This is a genomic window from Polynucleobacter sp. JS-JIR-II-50 (assembly GCF_018687895.1).
GTDB lineage: Bacteria > Pseudomonadota > Gammaproteobacteria > Burkholderiales > Burkholderiaceae > Polynucleobacter.
In genome coordinates, this window is sequence record NZ_CP061307.1 from 40626 (window position 1) to 57476 (window position 16851).

The window sequence follows — 16851 nt, forward strand, 5'->3', positions numbered from 1 at the left end:
AAAAAATGATTGATTCTGAAGTAGCTACTAATCCACAAGCTACCGGCAATATGCGCTGGTATGTCATTCATGCTTATTCCGGAATGGAAAAAAGCGTGAAAAGAGGCCTTGAAGAGCGTATTGCTCGCTCTGGAATGCCTGAGAAATTTGGCCGTATTTTGGTCCCCTCCGAAGAGGTTGTGGAGATCAAGTCCGGCACCAAGTCAGTTTCTGAGCGCCGTTTCTTCCCAGGATATGTCCTGATCGAGATGGAAATGACCGACGAGAGCTGGCATTTAGTGAAAAACACGCCAAAAGTGACTGGTTTCGTAGGCGGCGTTCGTAATCGTCCAAGCCCTATTTCTACGGCTGAAGTAGCCAAAATCATGGATCAAATGCAGGCTGGGGTAGATAAGCCGAAGCCTAAGACCTTATTTGAGGTTGGCGAGATCGTGCGAGTTAAAGAAGGCCCATTTGTTGATTTCAACGGAAATATCGAAGAAGTCAACTATGAGAAGTCAAGATTGCGCGTTTCTGTTACAATTTTTGGCCGCGGTACCCCAGTTGAACTGGAGTTCGGTCAGGTAGAAAAGATGTAAAAACAAGGACTTAGTCCTGGTTTAAGTAGTAGGCAGTTAAGTGGTTAGTAATAACCGAGGAGCGGAGCTAGAAAGCCAAAAACTAGCGAAGCGTTTACTCAACAGCGGTCTTCCCTAATGAGGTTAGGCGCGCTTTAAGGAGCAACACATGGCAAAGAAGATTATTGGCTTTATTAAGCTGCAGATCCCTGCAGGTAAAGCAAATCCATCACCACCCGTAGGTCCAGCATTGGGTCAACGCGGTCTTAACATTATGGAATTCTGTAAGGCGTTCAATGCTCAAACTCAGAGCATGGAGCCTGGCCTGCCAATTCCAGTCGTGATTACAGCGTTCGCTGATAAGAGCTTCACATTCATTATGAAGACTCCACCAGCAACCATCATGATTAAGAAGGCTGCGAAGATTGAAAAAGGATCACCACGTCCTCATACCGATAAAGTGGGTTCAATTACTCGTGCTCAAGCGGAAGAAATCGCTAAAGCAAAAATGCCAGATTTGACAGCAGCTGATATGGATGCGGCTGTTAGAACAATCGCTGGTAGCGCCCGTTCCATGGGCATCACTGTGGAAGGTCTCTAATCATGACTAAATTATCTAAACGCGTTAAAGCAATTCAATCTAAAGTTGATAGCAACAAGTTTTATTCATTAGACGATGCATTGAACCTCGTTAAAGAGTGTGCAACTGCTAAGTTTGATGAGTCTATCGATGTTGCAGTTCAGTTGGGTATTGATGCTAAGAAATCTGACCAAGTTGTGCGTGGCGCAGTAGTGCTCCCAGCTGGTACAGGTAAGCATGTTCGCGTTGCTGTTTTTGCACAAGGCGAGAAGGCTGAACAAGCTAAAGCTGCTGGTGCAGAAATCGTCGGCATGGAAGAGCTTGCTGAACAAATTAAAGGCGGCAAAATCGATTTCGATATTTTGATCGCATCTCCAGACACAATGAAAATTGTTGGTACTTTAGGTCAGGTATTGGGCCCACGTGGTTTGATGCCGAATCCAAAAGTTGGAACAGTGACTCCTGACGTTGCTACTGCAGTTAAGAATGCAAAAGCTGGTCAAGTTCAGTTCCGTGTGGACAAAGCCGGTATCGTGCACGCAAGCATTGGTCGTCGTTCATTCGAACCAACTGCATTGAAGTCGAACTTGCTCGCATTGCTCGAGGCTTTGAATAAAGCGAAGCCACCTGCATCTAAGGGCATTTATTTAAAGAAGGTTGCCGTAAGCAGCACCATGGGTGCCGGCGTACGCGTAGACCAAGCATCGTTACAGGCAGCAGCTTAATTAGCCTGTAACAAAAAAGAACTTTGGGTCGACTCCCGCTCTTTGAGCGAGAGTCGAACATCAAAGACCGTTGGTGAATTAGTTGCTAATACAGAGTTAATTCTTAATCGTTACGAAAGTAATAGCCAGCGCAGATGGCGACCCTGAAAAGATTTTCACAAGAACTTTGTGAACAAATGATCAGACGCTGGTGTGTAACCCCAACTGGAAACAGTTGGTTTTTATGGAGTTAAACCGTGCCTTTGAATGTACAAGACAAAAAAGCGATTGTTGCTGATGTCGGCGCTCAATTGGCTGGAGCCCAAACTGTCGTGCTCGCTGAATACCGTGGTATTCCAGTAGAGCAGTTGACAAAGCTACGTGCTAGCGCACGTGACCAAGGTGTATATCTTCGCGTTTTGAAGAACACATTGGCACGCCGTGCTGCACAAGGCACACAGTTTGAGCCTCTTGCTGATTCGATGGTTGGCCCCTTGATCTACGGCATCTCTGCTGATCCGATTGCTTCGGCAAAAGTATTGCAGAACTTTGCCAAGACTCAAGACAAGCTAGTCATTACTGCTGGCTTATATAACGGCAAGTTGTTGGACGTAGCTGGCGTGAAATCCCTTGCGTCTATTCCAAGCCGCGACGAGTTGTTATCTCAGTTGTTGGGTGTCATGTTGGCCCCAGTTTCTGCTATGGCTCGCGTATTGGGCGCAGTAGCAGCACAAAAGGCAGAGGGAGCACCCGCTCCTGTTGCAGCACCCGTAGTTGAAGCAGCAGCTCCAGCAGAAGTAGTAGCTGAAGCCGCAGCTCCAGAAGCAAGTGCTGAGCCTGCAGCCGCAGCCCCAGAAGCCGGAACAGAAGCAAACGAAACCCCTGCCGCTGAATAAGCGACAGATTAACTATTTAAGTATTAGGAGCTAAAAATGGCGATTACTAAAGAAGAAATCATTGATGCAGTAGGTAGCATGTCCGTTATGGATTTGAACGACTTGGTTAAGGCGTTCGAAGAGAAGTTTGGCGTTTCAGCTGCAGCGATGGCTGTTGCTGGTCCTGCTGGTGCAGCTGGCGGCGCTGCTGCTGAAGAGCAAACAGAATTTACCGTTAACTTGCTCGAAGCTGGCGCAAACAAGGTTTCAGTAATTAAGGCAGTTCGCGAAATTACTGGTCTTGGCCTCAAAGAAGCTAAAGACTTAGTTGATGGCGCACCAAAGCCAATCAAAGAAGCTGTTGATAAGAAGACAGCTGAAGAAGCTAAGAAAAAGCTTGACGAAGCAGGCGCTAAGTCAGAAATCAAGTAATAAAAACTTAGCTAGCGCTTCTCAAAAAGGAGTGTTAGCCCTGTTGGGTTTGACCATTAGTGGTCAAACCCGATTTCATTTGTGATTGAAATCGGGTTTGCCTTCTGATACGACTGCAGAATGCAAGTTTGGTCGGACACTGGATCGAAACGATTTAGTGTTGTCCGCCAGTGATTGGTAGTGGCCAATCGCCAAATCTTTGTACAGTCGCTGAATTCGGAGATGAAATGAACTATAGCTTCACCGAACGCAAGCGAGTCCGTAAAAGCTTTGCTAAGCGAGTAAACAACCACCAGGTTCCGTACCTGATCGCAACGCAGCTGGAATCCTACGCTAAATTTTTACAGGCTGAAAAGCCAGCAATGTCTCGTCTTACTGAGGGACTTCAAGCTGCCTTTACATCAGCATTCCCAATTGTGTCTAACAACGGCTATGCACGTATGGAATACGTGTCTTACCAGTTATCACAGCCACCGTTTGACGTTAAAGAATGTCAACAACGTGGTTACACATACCACTCTGCTTTACGCGCAAAAGTTCGCTTGATTATTTATGATCGCGAAGCGCCTACTAAGGTTAAAGAGGTAAAAGAGAGCGAAGTCTACATGGGTGAAATTCCACTCATGACAGAAAACGGCTCTTTTGTGATCAATGGCACTGAGCGCGTTATCGTTTCTCAGTTGCATCGTTCCCCAGGCGTGTTCTTCGAACACGATAAGGGCAAGACACATAGCTCAGGTAAGTTGCTGTTCTCAGCACGCATCATTCCTTACCGTGGTTCATGGCTCGATTTCGAGTTTGATCCAAAAGACATTCTCTATTTCCGCGTTGACCGTCGTCGTAAGATGCCTGTCACCATTTTGCTTAAAGCAATTGGTTTAAACAACGAACAGATTCTTGCTAACTTCTTCAACTTCGACCATTTCTCATTGACTGCTAACGGCGGTTCAATGGAATTTGTGCCAGAGCGTTTGCGTGGTCAGTTGGCTAGCTTTGATGTGCTCGATAAGAATGGCGTTGTGGTCATTCAAAAAGACAAGCGTATCAATGCAAAGCATATCCGCGAACTCGAAGCTGCTAAGACAAAAACAATCGCTGTACCAGATGACTATTTAATTGGTCGTGTAGTTGCACGCAATATTGTTGATCCAGATTCTGGTGAAATCTTGGCTTACGCTAATGATGAAATTACTGAAGAAGTATTGGCTACATTGCGCGATGCAGGCATCAAGCAATTAGAAACCATCTACACCAATGATTTGGATTCTGGCGCATACATTTCACAGACATTGCGTACTGATGAAACTGCGGATCAAATGGCTGCTCGTATCGCCATCTACCGCATGATGCGTCCTGGTGAGCCTCCAACAGAAGATGCTGTTGAGGCCTTGTTCCAACGTTTGTTCTACAACGAAGATACCTACGACTTATCTCGTGTTGGCCGTATGAAGGTCAACAGCCGTTTGAACCGTCCAGAAATGGAAGGCCCAATGGTTCTGTCGAATGAAGATATTCTCGACACTATTAAGTCCCTCGTAGATTTGCGTAACGGCAAAGGCGAAGTAGACGATATCGATCACTTAGGTAATCGTCGTGTACGTTGCGTTGGCGAATTGGCTGAAAACCAATTCCGTGCTGGTTTGTCACGTGTTGAGCGTGCGGTTAAAGAACGTCTCGGCCAAGCCGAAACAGAAAACCTCATGCCGCATGACTTGATTAACAGCAAGCCAATCTCTTCTGCGATTCGTGAGTTCTTCGGCTCTTCACAGTTGTCCCAGTTTATGGACCAAACCAACCCACTTTCAGAGATCACGCACAAGCGTCGTATTTCTGCATTGGGACCTGGTGGCTTGACCCGCGAGCGCGCAGGCTTTGAAGTGCGCGACGTGCATCCAACCCACTACGGACGTGTTTGCCCAATCGAAACTCCAGAAGGACCAAACATTGGTTTGATCAACTCACTCGCGTTATTTGCGCGCTTGAATGAGCACGGTTTCTTAGAAACCCCATACCGTAAAGTTTCCAATAGCAAGGTAAGCGATGAAGTGGTTTACCTCTCTGCAATCGAAGAAGCAAAGTATGTGATTGCTCAGGCAAATGCAACAATCGACAAGAGCGGTAAGTTGGCCGACGAATTGGTTTCTGCTCGTCAAGCTGGTGAGACCATGATGGTTAGCCCAGAGCGCATCGATTTCATCGACGTTGCTCCTAGCCAGATCGTTTCTGCTGCTGCTTCACTCGTTCCATTCTTAGAGCACGATGATGCGAACCGTGCGTTGATGGGTGCGAACATGCAGCGTCAAGCAGTTCCTTGCTTACGTCCAGACAAGCCATTGGTTGGTACGGGTTTAGAGCGTATTGTTGCGGTTGACTCTGGCACTGTTATTTTGGCGTCCCGCGGCGGTATCGTTGATTATGTTGATGCTAACCGTGTCGTGATTCGTGTAAACGATGATGAGACGGCTGCTGGTGAAGTTGGTGTGGATATTTATAACCTCATCAAGTACACCCGTTCAAACCAAAATACCAATATCAACCAACGTCCAATCGTTCAGGCTGGTGATCGTGTTGTCCGCGGCGACGTAGTTGCTGACGGCGCATCTACCGATTTGGGTGAGTTGGCCTTGGGTCAAAACATGACTGTGGCATTTATGCCATGGAACGGTTACAACTTCGAAGATTCAATCTTGATCTCTGAGAAGGTTGTTGCTGACGACCGCTACACCTCTATTCATATTGAAGAGTTGTCAGTGGTTGCGCGTGATACCAAGCTTGGTTCAGAAGAAATTACTCGCGATATCTCCAATTTGGCAGAGTCACAACTCTCCCGCTTGGATGAAAGCGGTATTGTTTACATCGGTGCTGAAGTTGAAGCTGGCGACGTATTGGTTGGTAAGGTAACTCCAAAGGGCGAGACTACTCTCACTCCTGAAGAGAAGCTCCTCCGTGCGATCTTCGGTGAAAAAGCATCTGATGTTAAAGATACTTCTTTACGCGTTCCCTCAGGAATGATTGGTACTGTTATTGATGTTCAGGTCTTCACCCGTGAAGGTATTGAGCGTGATGCACGTGCACAGTCAATCATCCAAGAAGAATTACAACGCTATCGTTTGGACTTGAACGACCAGTTGCGTATTGTTGAGGGTGATGCCTTCATGCGTTTAGAAAAGTTGTTGATTGGCAAAGTTGCCAACGGCGGTCCTAAGAAATTAGCTAAAGGCACCAAGATCGACAAGGAATACCTTGCTGATTTGGACAAATACCATTGGTTCGATGTTCGTCCAGCAGACGACGAAGTTGCCTCACAAGTTGAAGCAATCAAGTCTTCTATTGAGGCGAAACGTAAACAGTTTGACGAAGCTTTTGAAGAGAAGCGCACCAAACTTACCCAGGGCGATGATTTACAACCTGGCGTAACCAAGATGGTTAAGGTGTACTTAGCTGTTAAGCGTCGCTTGCAGCCTGGTGACAAGATGGCCGGTCGTCACGGTAACAAAGGTGTGGTTTCTAAAATCGCTCCAGCTGAAGACATGCCATTTATGGCTGACGGACGCCCTGTTGACATCGTCTTGAACCCATTAGGTGTTCCTTCGCGTATGAACGTTGGTCAAATCTTGGAAACCCACTTAGGTTGGGCTGCTCAAGGTATTGGTAAGCGTATCGATGAGATGGTTCGTGAGCATGCTAAGCAAACTGAATTGCGTAAGTTCTTCAAGCAGCTTTATAACGAAACAGGTCGTGTTGAAGACATCGACAACTTCACTGATGAGCAGATCACTGTTTTGGCTGAGAATCTCCGCCAAGGCTTGCCATTTGCAACCCCAGTGTTTGACGGTGCCACTGAAGCTGAAATCGGACGCATGCTCGAGTTGGCGTATCCAGAAGATGTTGCTAAATCTTTGAAGATGACTCCTTCGCGTCAGCAAATGATTTTGTGCGACGGCCGTACTGGCGATCAATTCGAGCGTCCAGTAACAGTTGGCGTAATGCACGTCTTGAAACTCCACCATTTGGTCGACGACAAGATGCACGCGCGTTCAACCGGACCATACTCTTTAGTAACGCAACAGCCATTGGGCGGTAAAGCTCAGTTCGGTGGTCAGCGCTTTGGTGAGATGGAAGTCTGGGCCCTCGAAGCATACGGTGCTTCATATGTCTTGCAGGAAATGCTGACAGTGAAGTCCGATGACGTCGCAGGCCGTACCAAGGTTTATGAAAACATCGTCAAGGGCGAGCACACAATTGATGCTGGCATGCCCGAATCCTTCAACGTGCTGGTAAAAGAAATCCGTTCGTTGGGTATTGACATTGACATGGAGCGCAACTGATATGAAAGCATTGCTCGATTTATTTAAGCAAACGCAGGGCGAAGAGCAGTTTGATGTCATCAAAATTGGTCTCGCATCTCCTGAGAAAATTCGCTCATGGTCTTTTGGTGAAGTACGCAAACCAGAAACCATCAACTACCGGACTTTTAAGCCCGAGCGTGATGGTTTGTTCTGCGCCAAGATTTTTGGACCAACCAAAGACTACGAGTGCTTATGCGGCAAGTACAAGCGCTTAAAGTTCCGTGGCGTTATCTGTGAGAAGTGCGGTGTTGAAGTTACTCTCGCTAAGGTACGTCGTGAGCGTATGGGCCACATTGAGTTGGCAGCCCCTGTAGCGCACATCTGGTTCTTGAAGTCCCTGCCATCCCGTTTGGGTATGGTTCTCGATATGACATTGCGTGATATCGAGCGCGTTCTCTACTTTGAAGCATATGTAGTGGTTGATCCTGGCATGACTCCTGAAGGCGCAATGAAGCGCGGTCAGATCATGTCTGAAGATGAATACATTGCCAAGACTGAAGAGTATGGTGACGGTGCGTTTACTGCCATCATGGGCGCTGAAGGTATTCGTGATCTCTTGCGTTCGATTGATATCGATCGTGAAGTAGAGACTATTCGTGCTGATTTAAAAGCTACCGGTAGCGATGCCAAGATCAAGAAATACGCTAAGCGCTTAAAAGTGCTCGAGGCGTTCCAGACTTCAGGTATCAAGCCTGACTGGATGATCATGGAAGTATTGCCAGTATTGCCACCTGAATTGCGCCCATTGGTGCCATTGGATGGCGGTCGCTTTGCTACCTCTGATTTGAACGACCTCTATCGTCGTGTGATCAACCGTAACAACCGTTTGAAGCGTTTGTTAGAGTTGCGCGCACCAGAGATCATCGTTCGTAACGAAAAACGGATGTTGCAAGAAGCGGTTGACTCATTGCTCGACAACGGTCGTCGCGGTAAGGCTATGACTGGCGCTAACAAGCGTCCTCTCAAGTCCTTGGCTGAGATGATTAAAGGTAAGAGCGGTCGTTTCCGTCAAAACTTGTTGGGTAAACGTGTTGACTACTCTGGTCGTTCAGTCATCGTTGTTGGCCCTACATTGAAATTGCATCAGTGCGGCTTACCAAAATTGATGGCCTTGGAATTATTCAAGCCATTTATTTTCAACAAGCTTGAGACTTTAGGAATTGCAACCACGATTAAGGCTGCGAAGAAAGAAGTTGAAAGCCAGACTCCAATCGTTTGGGACATTCTCGAAGAAGTAATTCGTGAGCACCCAATCATGTTGAACCGTGCGCCTACATTGCACCGCCTTGGCATTCAGGCTTTCGAGCCAATGTTGATTGAAGGTAAAGCAATCCAATTGCACCCATTAGTTTGCGCGGCATTTAACGCGGACTTTGACGGTGACCAAATGGCGGTTCACGTTCCTTTGTCGCTCGAAGCGCAAATGGAAGCGCGTACATTGATGTTGGCTTCGAACAACGTATTGTTCCCAGCTAACGGCGAGCCATCGATCGTTCCTTCACAGGACGTGGTGTTGGGTCTGTACTACGCTACACGTGACAAGATCAACGGTAAGGGCGAAGGCATGGTTTTCGCCAATATTACTGAAGTAGTGCGTGCATACGAAGCGGGTCAAGTTGAATTGGCTTCTCGTGTTGCTGTCCGCATTACTGAGTTTGAGATCGTTGACAAGAAGGCTGAGGGCGATGCCCGTTTTGCTGAAAAAACCAAGATCTATCAAACATCAGTTGGCCGTGCAATCTTGTCTGAGATTTTGCCTAAAGGCATGTCTTTCGAGGAAATTAACAAGCCTTTGAAGAAAAAAGAAATCTCGCGTTTGATCAACACATCATTCCGCAAGTGCGGTTTGCGTGAAACGGTGATTTTTGCTGACCGCCTCTTGCAGTCCGGTTTCCGCTTGGCAACCAATGCTGGTATCTCAGTTGCGATCGACGATATGCTGATCCCAACCTCGAAAGAGCGCATCATCACTGAGGCTTCTGCCAAGGTTAAAGAGTATGACAAGCAATTCATGTCAGGTCTCGTAACCAATCAAGAGCGTTATAACAACGTGGTTGATATTTGGGGTGCCGCAGGCGACCAAGTTGGTAAGGCGATGATGGACGAGTTGTCACACGTTGACGTACTCGACCGTAACGGTAAGACTGTTCGTCAAGAATCCTTTAACTCTATCTACATGATGGCGGATTCTGGTGCACGTGGATCTGCAGCGCAGATTCGTCAGTTAGCTGGTATGCGTGGTTTGATGGCTAAGCCTGATGGCTCCATCATTGAAACCCCAATTACTGCGAACTTCCGTGAAGGCTTGAACGTATTGCAGTACTTCATTTCAACCCACGGTGCTCGTAAAGGCCTGGCCGATACAGCACTGAAGACAGCGAACTCTGGTTACTTGACACGTCGTTTATGCGACGTTACTCAAGATCTCGTGGTGATTGAAGATGATTGCGGCGCAACTAATGGTGTAACCATGAAGGCGCTGGTTGAGGGCGGCGAAATTATCGAAGCATTGCGTGACCGTATTTTGGGTCGTGTATGTATCGGTGACATTGTTCATCCTGACACACAAGAAGTCATCGTTCCTAACGACACCTTGCTTGACGAAGATCATGTTGACCAAATCGTTGCGCTGGGTATCGACGAAGTTAAAGTTCGCACAGTATTGTCTTGCTTAACTCGCTTCGGCTTGTGTGCGAAGTGCTACGGACGTGATCTAGGTCGCGGTGGTTTGGTGAACGTTGGTGAAGCAGTAGGCGTGATCGCTGCTCAATCCATCGGTGAGCCAGGCACACAGTTAACTATGCGTACCTTCCACATTGGTGGTGCAGCGTCACGTGCGTTGGTTGCAAGCAATATTGAAGCCAAATCTAACGGTGCTTTGAAGTTCTCTGGCACGATGCGTGTTGTGAAGAACGCGAAGGGTGAGCAGATCGTGATTTCACGTTCTGGCGAAGCCTTGATCGTTGATGAGAATGGTCGTGAGCGCGAGCGTCATAAAGTACCTTATGGTGCAACTCTCTTGTTGAAAGAAGATGCGGCAGTTAAGGCTGGCGCAAGCTTGGCGACTTGGGATCCATTAACACGTCCAATTATTTCTGAGTACGCTGGTATCGCTCGTTTCGACAACGTTGAAGAAGGCGTAACTGTTGCTAAGCAGGTTGACGAAGTTACTGGTCTTTCCACTTTGGTGGTGATTGATGGCAAACGTCGCTCTGCTGCAAGCAAAGGCGTTCGCCCAATGATCAACTTGGTTGATGACAAGGGTAACGAAGTTATGATCGCTGGTACTGATCACCCAGTAAACATTGGCCTCCAAGTAGGCGCTCTGATTACTGTTAAGGATGGTCAGAAGGTCGAAGTTGGTGAAGTATTGGCGCGTATTCCGATCGAATCACAGAAGACTCGCGACATTACCGGTGGTTTGCCACGCGTTGCAGAATTGTTCGAAGCGCGTTCACCTAAAGATGCAGCTGTCTTGGCGAAAGTTACTGGAACAGTTTCCTTCGGTAAAGAAACCAAAGGTAAACAACGTTTGGTGATTACCGATATGGACGGTGAAGCTAATGAATTCTTGATTCCTAAAGAGAAGCAAGTTCTCGTTCATGACGGTCAAGTTGTGAACAAGGGCGAGATGATTGTGGAAGGCCCTGCTGATCCACATGACATCTTGACTCTCAGGGGTATTGAAGAGTTGGCGATCTACATCGTTGATGAAGTTCAAGACGTTTACCGTTTGCAAGGCGTGAAGATTAACGACAAGCACATTGAAGTGATCGTGCGTCAAATGTTGCGTCGTGTACAGATCACTGATGGCGGCGATACCGCTTACATCACTGGTGAGCAAGTTGAGCGTTCAAAACTGTATGACGCTAACGATTTAGTGATTGCTGCAGGTAAGCGCCCAGCTCAGTTCGAAAACGTGCTGTTGGGTATTACTAAGGCATCCTTGTCGACGGATAGCTTCATTTCAGCGGCTTCTTTCCAAGAAACCACCCGTGTATTGACCGAAGCCGCAATTATGGGCAAGACCGATACACTCCGTGGCCTCAAGGAAAACGTCATTATTGGTCGTCTGATCCCTGCTGGTACCGGCTTGTCTTATCGCCGTGCACGCAAGGTCAGAGAGCAATTCGAGCGTGATCGCGCTCAAATGATTGCCGCCGAAGAGGAGGCAATGGCCAATATGCCTGTAGAAATAGAGGCTGAAGTCGTTGCTCCTGCTGGGGAGGCTGATCCGAGCTAATTTGGTAATTCTGGCCAGAAATGGCCAGTTTTTTCCCCATTTGGTTGACGGAAAAGGCTGGCCAAGCTAGAATGCTGAGTTCTACTGATTCAGAAGAGGGTCTTTTTGACCTAGATATTCTCTAAGTCATTGATTTTCTTGAAGAAAGCAACAAAGAAGTACTAACCGAGCTATTTTATGCCAACAATTAATCAATTAATACGTAAGCCAAGATCCAGGCTGATCGTTAAAAGCAAGAGCCCTGCACTGGAAAACAGTCCGCAGCGCCGTGGTGTTTGTACACGTGTGTACACCACTACTCCTAAAAAGCCTAACTCTGCGCTTCGTAAAGTAGCCAAAGTTCGCTTAACCAATGGTTTTGAAGTTATTTCATACATTGGTGGTGAAGGCCATAACCTCCAGGAACACTCAGTAGTGTTAATCCGTGGTGGTCGTGTAAAGGATTTGCCAGGTGTTCGTTACCACATCGTTCGTGGCTCACTTGACTTGCAGGGTGTTAAAGACCGTAAGCAGTCACGTTCCAAGTACGGTGCTAAGCGCGCTAAGAAATCTGCTTAATCTTTAAATAGATTTTTGCTGAAGTATTTGTAGTAAGTCTTCGTTTGTCAGACTTAAAAGACAAGTAAGTGGTTGTTCCGTCTAAGAATCTTCTTAGATAGTAGGGCAACCGGAGCGGGTGATCCATGTGGGTCGCCCCTAACTGAACTGAAGGAGTAGTTATGCCACGTCGTCGTGAAGTTCCCAAACGGGAAATTTTGCCGGATCCAAAATTCGGAAATGTAGAAGTAGCTAAATTCATGAACGTCCTCATGTTGGACGGCAAGAAATCGGTTGCAGAGCGTATCGTTTACGGTGCCTTTGATCACATCGAGAAAAAAGCAAACAAAGAACCGCTCGAAATTTTCTCAACAGCTATGGGCAACGTTAAGCCAATGGTTGAGGTGAAGAGCCGTCGTGTTGGTGGCGCCAACTACCAGGTTCCTGTTGAAGTTCGCCCATCACGCCGTTCTGCTTTGGCAATGCGCTGGGTGCGCGAAGCTGCTAAAAAGCGCGGTGAGAAATCCATGGCTCAACGTTTGGCCAACGAATTATTAGAAGCCGCTGAAGGTCGCGGCGGAGCAATGAAGAAGCGTGAAGAAGTTCACCGTATGGCAGAAGCTAACAAAGCTTTCTCACATTTCCGCTTCTAATCAAATAGTAAAGAAAAGGCACCAACAGTGGCACGTAAAACCCCCATCGACAGATATCGCAATATTGGTATCTCTGCGCACATTGACGCAGGCAAGACAACAACTACAGAACGCGTTTTGTTCTACACCGGCGTAAACCATAAGATCGGTGAAGTACATGATGGCGCTGCAACCATGGACTGGATGGAGCAAGAGCAAGAGCGTGGTATCACGATTACTTCTGCTGCTACTACAACGTTCTGGAAGGGTATGGCTGGTAATTTTCCAGAGCACCGTATCAATATTATTGATACCCCGGGACACGTAGACTTCACAATTGAAGTTGAGCGTTCAATGCGCGTGTTGGATGGTGCTTGCATGGTTTACTGTGCGGTAGGTGGTGTTCAGCCACAATCTGAAACTGTTTGGCGTCAAGCGAACAAGTATCAAGTTCCACGTTTGGCTTTCGTAAACAAGATGGACCGCACCGGTGCGAATTTCTTCAAGGTCTATGACCAGATGAAGTTGCGTCTCAAAGCAAATCCTATCTTGATCCAGATTCCTATTGGCGCTGAAGAAAACTTCAAGGGCGTTGTGGACTTGGTCAAAATGAAGGCCATCTATTGGGACGAGGCTTCTCAGGGTACTAAATTTAGCTACGAAGAGATTCCTGCTGAATTAAAGGCATCTGCAGATGAGTGGCGCGAAAAGATGGTTGAAGCCGCTGCTGAAAGTTCTGAAGAATTGATGGAGAAGTATCTCGGTGGCGAAGAGTTAACCGAAGAAGAAATCAAAAAAGCATTGCGTCAACGTACGATTGCTAATGAAATCATTCCAATGATGTGCGGAACTGCTTTCAAAAATAAAGGCGTTCAGGCGATGTTGGATGCGGTGGTTGAGTTGTTGCCATCTCCACTAGATGTCCCACCAGTTCCTTGTGAATTGGAAGACGGCACACCAACAACACGTAAAGCTGACGATGCTGAGAAATTCTCTGCATTGGCATTTAAGATCATGACTGACCCATTCGTTGGCCAGCTCATTTTCTTCCGCGTTTATTCAGGCGTAATGAAGTCTGGCGACACTATCTACAACCCAATCAAGGGTAAGAAAGAACGTGTTGGCCGTTTATTGCAAATGCATGCAAACCAACGTGAAGAAATTAAAGAAGTGTACGCAGGCGATATTGCTGCTGCAGTTGGTCTGAAAGACGCGACTACTGGCGAAACATTGTGTGACCCAGATAGCATCGTTATTTTGGAGCGCATGGTGTTCCCAGAGCCAGTGATCTCACAGGCTGTAGAGCCTAAGACAAAGCCAGACCAAGAAAAAATGGGTCTTGCTTTGAATCGCTTGGCACAAGAAGATCCATCATTCCGCGTTAAGACAGATGAAGAATCTGGTCAAACGATTATTTCTGGAATGGGCGAGCTCCATTTGGAAATTTTGGTTGACCGTATGCGTCGTGAGTTTGGCGTTGAGGCAACTGTTGGTAAGCCGCAAGTTGCCTATCGCGAAACTATTCGCAAGGTTTGCGAAGAAATCGAAGGTAAGTTTGTTAAGCAGTCTGGCGGTCGTGGTCAATACGGTCACGTAGTATTGAAGCTTGAGCCACAAGAGCCAGGCAAAGGTTTTGAATTCATTGACGCTATTAAGGGCGGTGTGGTTCCACGTGAATACATCCCTGCAGTAGAAAAAGGAATTCGCGAAACATTGAACTCCGGTATTTTGGCTGGTTATCCAGTTGTTGATATCAAGGCAACATTGTTCTTCGGTTCATACCATGACGTTGACTCTAACGAAAACGCATTTAAGATGGCAGGCTCAATGGCTTTCAAGGACGGTATGCGTAAAGCAGCGCCAGTGTTACTTGAGCCGATGATGGCTGTTGAAGTAGAAACACCAGAAGATTTCATGGGTAACGTAATGGGTGATCTCTCATCCCGTCGCGGTATTTTGCAAGGTATGGATGACATTCCAGGCGGCGGTAAGATTGTTCGCGCTGAAGTGCCGTTGGCAGAGATGTTTGGTTACTCAACTGGCTTGCGCTCGTTGACCCAAGGTCGCGCTACCTACACCATGGAATTTAAGCATTATTCCGAAGCACCTAAGAACGTTGCTGAAGCAGTTATGGCTGCTAAAGCGAAGTAATTTATCCACATTAATTTTGAATATTGACTAGCTAAAGAAGGCAGACAAAAATGGCAAAAGAAAAATTCGAGCGGACAAAACCGCACGTAAACGTAGGCACCATCGGTCACGTTGACCACGGTAAAACCACATTGACAGCGGCAATTGCAACCGTGCTTTCTAAAGCATTCGGTGGCGAAGCTAAAGCATACGATCAGATCGATGCTGCTCCAGAAGAAAAAGCACGTGGTATTACGATTAATACTGCACACGTTGAGTACGAGACAGCAAACCGTCACTACGCACACGTGGATTGCCCAGGACATGCTGACTACGTTAAGAACATGATTACTGGTGCTGCTCAGATGGATGGCGCAATTTTAGTTTGCTCTGCTGCTGACGGCCCAATGCCACAAACTCGTGAACACATCCTCTTGGCACGCCAAGTGGGCGTTCCTTACATCATCGTGTTCCTGAACAAGTGCGACATGGTTGATGACGAAGAGTTGTTAGAGCTCGTAGAAATGGAAGTTCGTGAGCTTTTATCTAAGTACAAATTCCCTGGCGATGACACACCAATCATTCGTGGTTCTGCTAAGTTAGCCCTTGAAGGCGACGAAGGCCCATTGGGTAAAGAAGCCATCATGAAATTGGCTGAAGCTTTGGATACCTTTATTCCTACTCCAGAGCGTGCTGTTGACGGCGCGTTCTTGATGCCAGTAGAAGACGTGTTCTCTATCTCCGGTCGCGGTACTGTTGTGACTGGTCGTATCGAGCGCGGTATTGTTAAGGTTGGTGAAGAGATCGAAATTATCGGTATCAAGCCAACACTCAAGACAACATGTACTGGTGTTGAAATGTTCCGCAAATTGCTCGACCAAGGTCAAGCAGGCGATAACGTTGGTATCTTGTTACGCGGTACAAAACGTGAAGAAGTTGAGCGCGGCCAAGTATTGGCTAAGCCAGGTTCAATCACCCCACATACTCACTTTACAGCCGAGGTTTACATCTTGGGTAAAGACGAAGGTGGTCGTCATACTCCATTCTTTAACAACTATCGTCCACAGTTTTACTTCCGCACTACGGACGTAACTGGTTCAATCGAGTTGCCAAAAGACAAAGAAATGGTCATGCCTGGTGATAACGTTTCGATTACCGTAAAACTCATCGCTCCAATCGCGATGGAAGAAGGTTTACGTTTTGCGATCCGTGAAGGTGGCCGTACTGTTGGCGCCGGCGTGGTTGCAAAGATTTTGGCTTAAGTAATAAATAGATTCAGGTAGTAGAAGTAAATAATATTTAGCGGTTTGCTAACCGGTGACATCAGTGCTGCTGATGTCACCGAGCTCTTTAGATGTATAACGTGGCAGCACCACAACGCTCTTTGGAATTAATATGCAAAACCAAAAAATTCGTATTCGTCTTAAAGCATTTGATTACCGTTTGATCGACCAGTCAGCAGCTGAAATCGTTGATACAGCTAAGCGCACTGGTGCAGTTGTTAAGGGTCCAGTACCTTTGCCAACCCGTATCGAGCGCTTTGATATCTTGCGTTCACCACACGTGAACAAGACATCTCGTGATCAGTTAGAGATCCGTACCCATCTCCGTTTGATGGATATCGTTGATCCTACAGAGAAAACTGTAGATGCTTTAATGAAATTAGACCTCCCAGCAGGTGTGGATGTCGAAATTAAGTTGCAGTAATTTGTATTTTCCAGTCTTTTTGCTTGTCAAGACTGGTTTTTCGGGATAGAATCTAAGGCTTCGCTCAATTATTTGAGCGAAAATCTTAGTTTTATCAGCACTAAA

General features: G+C 46.9%; 11 protein-coding genes and 1 pseudogene. All 12 read left to right on the forward strand.

What is annotated here, in order from left to right; all coding sequences use genetic code 11:
* Window positions 1-5: 5 nt before the first annotated feature.
* The 12 genes and pseudogenes from nusG (at window position 6) to rpsJ (ending at window position 16746) form a co-directional block, all read left to right on the forward strand.
* Window positions 6-578: a transcription termination/antitermination protein NusG gene (gene nusG / locus FD963_RS00245; RefSeq protein ID WP_215358826.1), complete on the forward strand. Its 573-nt coding sequence runs from the start codon at window positions 6-8 to the stop codon at window positions 576-578.
* A gap of 148 nt (window positions 579-726) precedes the next feature.
* Window positions 727-1158: a 50S ribosomal protein L11 gene (gene rplK / locus FD963_RS00250; RefSeq protein WP_068320088.1), complete on the forward strand. Its 432-nt coding sequence runs from the start codon at window positions 727-729 to the stop codon at window positions 1156-1158.
* A gap of 2 nt (window positions 1159-1160) precedes the next feature.
* Window positions 1161-1862, forward strand: coding sequence for a 50S ribosomal protein L1 (gene rplA, locus FD963_RS00255; protein WP_215321269.1), 702 nt, complete (start codon window positions 1161-1163; stop codon window positions 1860-1862).
* A 236-nt stretch (window positions 1863-2098) separates the two neighbouring features.
* Window positions 2099-2611 (forward strand): annotated as a pseudogene (gene rplJ / locus FD963_RS00260) (50S ribosomal protein L10); the annotation flags it as partial.
* Window positions 2612-2773: 162 nt separating this feature from the next.
* A complete protein-coding gene (rplL, locus tag FD963_RS00265; RefSeq protein ID WP_173941805.1) occupies window positions 2774-3148 on the forward strand; it encodes a 50S ribosomal protein L7/L12 in 375 nt (124 codons plus the stop codon).
* A 227-nt stretch (window positions 3149-3375) separates the two neighbouring features.
* Complete coding sequence (rpoB, locus tag FD963_RS00270) at window positions 3376-7476, forward strand: DNA-directed RNA polymerase subunit beta (protein WP_215362447.1); 4101 nt, start codon at window positions 3376-3378, stop codon at window positions 7474-7476.
* 1 nt (window position 7477) lies between these two features.
* Entirely contained in the window at window positions 7478-11740 is a 4263-nt protein-coding gene (gene rpoC, locus FD963_RS00275) for a DNA-directed RNA polymerase subunit beta' (protein WP_215362448.1), read from the forward strand.
* Between the two features lie 177 nt (window positions 11741-11917).
* Complete coding sequence (gene rpsL, locus FD963_RS00280) at window positions 11918-12298, forward strand: 30S ribosomal protein S12 (RefSeq protein WP_072582063.1); 381 nt, start codon at window positions 11918-11920, stop codon at window positions 12296-12298.
* Between the two features lie 161 nt (window positions 12299-12459).
* The gene (gene rpsG / locus FD963_RS00285) at window positions 12460-12930 is read left to right on the forward strand and encodes a 30S ribosomal protein S7 (RefSeq protein WP_011901897.1); all 471 of its coding nucleotides are present in this window, start codon (window positions 12460-12462) and stop codon (window positions 12928-12930) included.
* A 27-nt stretch (window positions 12931-12957) separates the two neighbouring features.
* Entirely contained in the window at window positions 12958-15060 is a 2103-nt protein-coding gene (gene fusA, locus FD963_RS00290) for an elongation factor G (protein ID WP_072582064.1), read from the forward strand.
* Between the two features lie 50 nt (window positions 15061-15110).
* Window positions 15111-16301: an elongation factor Tu gene (tuf, locus tag FD963_RS00295; RefSeq protein ID WP_215321266.1), complete on the forward strand. Its 1191-nt coding sequence runs from the start codon at window positions 15111-15113 to the stop codon at window positions 16299-16301.
* 133 nt (window positions 16302-16434) lie between these two features.
* Entirely contained in the window at window positions 16435-16746 is a 312-nt protein-coding gene (rpsJ, locus tag FD963_RS00300; protein ID WP_011901899.1) for a 30S ribosomal protein S10, read from the forward strand.
* Window positions 16747-16851: the final 105 nt, after the last annotated feature.

Bases quoted from the DNA above. Each gene is read 5' to 3' on its own strand.
- nusG (WP_215358826.1), top strand. From the start codon at position 6: ATGATTGATTCTGAAGTAGCTACTAATCCACAAGCTACCGGCAATATG.
- rplK (WP_068320088.1), top strand. From the start codon at position 727: ATGGCAAAGAAGATTATTGGCTTTATTAAGCTGCAGATCCCTGCAGGT.
- rplA (WP_215321269.1), top strand. From the start codon at position 1,161: ATGACTAAATTATCTAAACGCGTTAAAGCAATTCAATCTAAAGTTGAT.
- rplL (WP_173941805.1), top strand. From the start codon at position 2,774: ATGGCGATTACTAAAGAAGAAATCATTGATGCAGTAGGTAGCATGTCC.
- rpoB (WP_215362447.1), top strand. From the start codon at position 3,376: ATGAACTATAGCTTCACCGAACGCAAGCGAGTCCGTAAAAGCTTTGCT.
- rpoC (WP_215362448.1), top strand. From the start codon at position 7,478: ATGAAAGCATTGCTCGATTTATTTAAGCAAACGCAGGGCGAAGAGCAG.
- rpsL (WP_072582063.1), top strand. From the start codon at position 11,918: ATGCCAACAATTAATCAATTAATACGTAAGCCAAGATCCAGGCTGATC.
- rpsG (WP_011901897.1), top strand. From the start codon at position 12,460: ATGCCACGTCGTCGTGAAGTTCCCAAACGGGAAATTTTGCCGGATCCA.
- tuf (WP_215321266.1), top strand. From the start codon at position 15,111: ATGGCAAAAGAAAAATTCGAGCGGACAAAACCGCACGTAAACGTAGGC.
- rpsJ (WP_011901899.1), top strand. From the start codon at position 16,435: ATGCAAAACCAAAAAATTCGTATTCGTCTTAAAGCATTTGATTACCGT.